The 4,477-nt window shown below is 68.4% G+C and carries 9 protein-coding genes; all 9 read right to left on the bottom strand.

All coding sequences use genetic code 11. The annotated features are described in order from the left end of the window. Nucleotides 1-37 precede the first annotated feature (37 nt). On the bottom strand, nt 38-538 hold the full coding sequence (rplO, locus tag ACH9D3_RS09955) for a 50S ribosomal protein L15 (RefSeq protein WP_396400698.1): 501 nt from the start codon (nt 536-538) through the stop codon (nt 38-40). Between the two features lie 2 nt (nt 539-540). Continuing rightward, on the bottom strand, nt 541-750 hold the full coding sequence (gene rpmD, locus ACH9D3_RS09950; protein WP_017833313.1) for a 50S ribosomal protein L30: 210 nt from the start codon (nt 748-750) through the stop codon (nt 541-543). Beyond that, complete coding sequence (rpsE, locus tag ACH9D3_RS09945; protein WP_396400699.1) at nt 750-1,481, bottom strand: 30S ribosomal protein S5; 732 nt, start codon at nt 1,479-1,481, stop codon at nt 750-752. The genes rpmD and rpsE overlap by 1 nt, the downstream gene beginning before the upstream one ends. Next, on the bottom strand, nt 1,478-1,849 hold the full coding sequence (gene rplR / locus ACH9D3_RS09940) for a 50S ribosomal protein L18 (protein ID WP_396400700.1): 372 nt from the start codon (nt 1,847-1,849) through the stop codon (nt 1,478-1,480). Before rplR ends, rpsE begins: the two co-directional genes overlap by 4 nt. Before the next feature lie 2 nt (nt 1,850-1,851). Beyond that, a complete protein-coding gene (gene rplF / locus ACH9D3_RS09935) occupies nt 1,852-2,388 on the bottom strand; it encodes a 50S ribosomal protein L6 (RefSeq protein WP_396400701.1) in 537 nt (178 codons plus the stop codon). A 23-nt stretch (nt 2,389-2,411) separates the two neighbouring features. Then, a complete protein-coding gene (gene rpsH, locus ACH9D3_RS09930) occupies nt 2,412-2,810 on the bottom strand; it encodes a 30S ribosomal protein S8 (protein WP_396400702.1) in 399 nt (132 codons plus the stop codon). 86 nt (nt 2,811-2,896) lie between these two features. Beyond that, nucleotides 2,897-3,466, bottom strand: coding sequence for a 50S ribosomal protein L5 (rplE, locus tag ACH9D3_RS09925; protein ID WP_396400703.1), 570 nt, complete (start codon nt 3,464-3,466; stop codon nt 2,897-2,899). Next, nucleotides 3,466-3,810: a 50S ribosomal protein L24 gene (gene rplX, locus ACH9D3_RS09920; RefSeq protein WP_396400704.1), complete on the bottom strand. Its 345-nt coding sequence runs from the start codon at nt 3,808-3,810 to the stop codon at nt 3,466-3,468. The genes rplE and rplX overlap by 1 nt, the downstream gene beginning before the upstream one ends. Before the next feature lie 2 nt (nt 3,811-3,812). Further along, nucleotides 3,813-4,181, bottom strand: coding sequence for a 50S ribosomal protein L14 (gene rplN / locus ACH9D3_RS09915; protein WP_396400705.1), 369 nt, complete (start codon nt 4,179-4,181; stop codon nt 3,813-3,815). Nucleotides 4,182-4,477: the final 296 nt, after the last annotated feature.

Here is a 4,477-nt window from a genome sequence, read left to right as displayed (position 1 = left end):
GGGGTCCGGGCGATCGCCCGGACCCCGCGGTGTGCGCTCACAGCGCGGTGGTGCTGCCGCCGGCGGCGGCGATCTTCTCCGCGGCGGAGCCCGAGAAGGCGTGCGCCTTCACGTCGACCGCGACCGCGATCTCGCCGGAGCCCAGGACCTTGACGGGCTGGTTCTTGCGGACCGCGCCGCGGGCCACGAGCGACTCCACGGTCACCTCGCCGCCCTCCGGGAAGAGCTCGGTGAGCTTGTCCAGGTTGACGACCTGGTACTCCACGCGGAACGGGTTCTTGAACCCGCGCAGCTTGGGCAGCCGCATGTGCAGCGGCAGCTGCCCGCCCGCGAAGCCGGCCTTCACCTGGTACCGGGCACTGGTGCCCTTGGTGCCGCGGCCGGCGGTCTTGCCCTTGGAGCCGTGACCGCGGCCGACCCGGGTCTTGGCGGTCTTCGCGCCCGGGGCGGGACGCAGGTGGTGCACCTTGAGGGCGTGCACCTTCTCGTTGCCCTGAGCGGTGTTCTCAGCAGTGTTCTCTGCGGTGTTCTCTGCCATGGTTACTTGGCCTCCTCGACCTTGACCAGGTGGGCGACGGTGTTGACCATGCCGGCGGTCACGCCGTCGGCCTTGCGGACCACGACGTTGCCCGGCCGCTTGAGGCCGAGGGACCGCAGGGTGTTGCGCATGTTCTGCTTCTGGCCGACCACCGACCGGACCTGCGTGATGCGCAGCTCCGTGCCGTCGGGCTGGATACGCTTGCCGGACATCAGGCACCTGCCTTCTGGATCGAGCGCAGCAACGGACCGGGGACGACCTCGTCCAGCGGCAGCCCACGACGGGCCGCCACGGCCGCCGGCTCCTCGAGCTGGCGGAGCGCCTCGATGGTTGCGTGCACGATGTTGATCTGGTTCGACGAGCCCAGGGACTTCGACAGCACGTCGTGGATGCCGGCGCACTCGAGCACGGCGCGCACCGGGCCACCGGCGATCACACCGGTACCGGGGGTCGCCGGGCGCAGCATGACGACGCCTGCGGCGGCCTCGCCCTGCACCCGGTGCGGAATGGTGCGCTCCTCGATGCGCGGGACGCGGAAGAAGTTCTTCTTCGCCTCCTCGACGCCCTTCGAGATCGCGGCCGGCACCTCCTTGGCCTTGCCGTAGCCGACGCCGACCATGCCGTTGCCGTCGCCGACGACGACGAGGGCGGTGAAGCTGAAGCGACGACCGCCCTTGACGACCTTGGAGACGCGGTTGATGGTCACGACGCGCTCGAGGAACTTGTCCTTCTCCTCGTCGCGGCCGCCGCGGCCACCGCGGCCACCGCGCTCACCGCGGCCCCCGCGCTCACCGCGGCCCCCGCGCTCGCCACGGCCCCCGCGGTCGCCGCGGGAGTCCTGGGAACGGTTGGGCTCGGTGGTCTGCTGGGCCCCGGTCGCCTCCGTGGAGGCAGTGCTCGCTTCGGTCACCTGGGTTTCCTTCTCGTTGTTCTGCTCGCTCACAGTGCCAGACCTCCTTCGCGGGCGCCGTCGGCGACAGCCGCCACGCGACCGTGGTACTTGTTGCCGCCGCGGTCGAACACGACGGCCTCGACACCGGCGGCCTTGGCGCGCTCGGCCACGAGCTCGCCGACGCGCTTGGCCTTCGCGGTCTTGTCCGCGTCCGCGCCGCGCAGGTCGGCCTCCATCGTGGACGCCGAGGCGACGGTGACACCCTGGGTGTCGTCGACGACCTGGACGAACACGTGGCGGGCCGAGCGGTTGACGACCAGGCGCGGCCGGGCTGCCGTGCCGGACAGGTGCTTGCGCACCCGGACGTGGCGGCGGCTGCGGGCGGCGGCCTTGGACTTGCCCTTGATCTTCAGAGCCATGGTTACTTACCAGCCTTTCCGGCCTTGCGGCGGATCTGCTCGCCGGCGTACCGCACGCCCTTGCCCTTGTAGGGCTCGGGGGCGCGGAGCTTGCGGATCTTCGCGGCGACCTCGCCGACGTGCTGCTTGTCGATGCCGTTGACCGAGAGCTTGTTGACGCCCTCGACGGCGAACGAGATGCCCTCCGGGGCCTTGAAGGTGATCGGGTGGCTGTAGCCGAGGGCGAACTCGAGGTCCTGCCCCTTGGCCTGCACGCGGTAGCCGGTGCCCACGATCTCGATGCCCTTCGTGTAGCCCTGGGTGACGCCCTGGATCATGTTGGCGATCAGGGTGCGGGTGAGGCCGTGCAGCGAGCGGGACTCGCGCTCGTCGTCGGGTCGGGTGACGGTGAGGGTGCTGTCGTCGAGCGCGACGGTGATCGGGCTGGCAACGGTGTGCTGCAGCTCGCCCTTGGCGCCCTTGACGGAGACGACGTTGCCGTCGATCTTGATCTCCACACCGGCCGGCACAGAGATGGGGAGACGTCCGATACGTGACATGTTCTCTTCCTTTCTGTTCCGGGTTACCAGACGTACGCGAGGACTTCGCCGCCCACGCCCTTCTTCGAGGCCTGCTTGTCGGTCAGCAGCCCGGAAGAGGTGGACAGGATGGCGATGCCCAGGCCGCCCAGGACCTTGGGGAGGTTGGTGGACTTGGCGTAGACGCGCAGGCCCGGCTTGGAGATGCGCCGGACGCCCGCGATGGAGCGCTCCCGGTTGGGCCCGAACTTCAGGGACAGCGTGAGGGTCTTGCCGACCTCGGCCGCCTCCTCCTTGTAGTCCGCGATGTAGCCCTCGGTCTTGAGGATGTCCGCCACGCGCGCCTTGAGCTTCGAGTACGGCATGCTCACGGAGTCGTGGTAGGCGGAGTTGGCGTTGCGAAGACGCGTCAGCATGTCCGCGACAGGATCTGTCATTGTCATTTTGGGGGCACTTGCCCTTCCTCGTCCCGGTTTCCGCACCTGGCGGCGCCCGCGGGCGCCCGGTGCGGACCTGGGACGTAGCGAGATTAGTTGGTCGTGAAGGGGAAGCCGAGCGCCTTCAGCAGCGCGCGGCCCTCGTCGTCGGTCTTCGCGGTGGTGACCACCGTGATGTCCATGCCGCGGACGCGGTCGATGCGGTCCTGGTCGATCTCGTGGAACATGGACTGCTCCGTCAGACCGAAGGTGTAGTTGCCGTTGCCGTCGAACTGGCGGTCGGAGAGACCGCGGAAGTCACGGATGCGGGGCAGGGCCAGGGTCACCAGGCGGTCGAGGAACTCCCACATGCGGTCGCCGCGCAGCGTGGTGTGCGCGCCGATGGGCATGCCCTCGCGGAGCTTGAACTGTGCGATGGACTTCCGCGCCCGGGTCACGAGCGGCTTCTGGCCCGTGATGGCGGTGAGGTCGCGCACGGCGCCGTCGATGAGCTTCGAGTCCTTGGCGGCGTCGCCGACACCCATGTTCACGACGACCTTGACGACGCGCGGGATCTCCATGACGTTGCCGTAGCCGAACTGCTCCTGCAGCGCGGGGACGACGGTCTCCTGGTACTTGTCCTTGAAGCGCGGGGACACGCTGATCTCGGTGGTTTCGGTCATCACAGGTCCTTGCCGGTGCTCTTGGAGACGCGGACGCGGACGGTCTTCTCGCGTCCGTCGCGCTCCACGGTCTCGGTGCGGTAGCCGACGCGGGTCGGCTTGTTGGTCTCCGGGTCCACGAGCGCCACGTTGGAGACGTGGATCGGGGCCTCGACCTTGTCGATGCCGCCGGCTTCGCCCTGCATGGACGCCTTGCGGTGGCGGGTGATCACGTTGATGCCCTCCACGACCACGCGGGAGTCCTCGGGGATCACGCGCAGGACCTTGCCCTGCTTGCCCTTGTTGTCCTTGCTGCCGGAGATGACCTGCACCAGGTCGCCGGTCTTGATCTTGAACTTCGCCATGGTCAGAGCACCTCCGGGGCCAGCGAGATGATCTTCATGAACTTCTTGTCGCGCAGCTCACGGCCCACGGGGCCGAAGATGCGGGTACCACGGGGGTCACCGTCGTTCTTCAGGATCACTGCGGCGTTCTCGTCGAACTTGATGTAGGAGCCGTCCTGACGACGGCGCTCCTTCTTGGTGCGGACGATGACGGCCTTGACCACGTCGCCCTTCTTCACGTTCCCGCCCGGGATCGCGTCCTTCACGGTGGCGACGATGATGTCGCCGATGCCTGCGTAGCGACGTCCGGAACCCCCGAGAACACGGATGGTGAGAATCTCCTTCGCACCCGTGTTGTCGGCGACCTTCAGTCGCGACTCCTGCTGAATCACTGATTTCTCCTGTCGTCTCGCCGGTTCCAACACCGATCGAGAGCACGGTGCGGGCCTTGCGGAACAGCTTGTCGGATGATGTGCCCTCCCCCGGCGTCGCACGCCGGACCGGGCCAGCCCTCCATGCCAGGAGCATCTGAACCCGCCACCAGGTGGCACGGGGGCGCCCTGCACGCGGTCATTATGCGCTGGCACGAGGAGCTGTGGGTCGTACGGGCAGACAGAACGGCCCATACAAGCTCACCAGCCTAGCACAGGCCCGGCGGGGCCTGCGCGCAGCGGTGACGCGGCGACGG

Source organism: Kocuria kalidii (genome assembly GCF_044462225.1).
Taxonomy (GTDB): Bacteria; Actinomycetota; Actinomycetes; order Actinomycetales; family Micrococcaceae; genus Kocuria; species Kocuria kalidii.
This window is presented reverse-complemented; position numbering and strand designations above follow the sequence as displayed.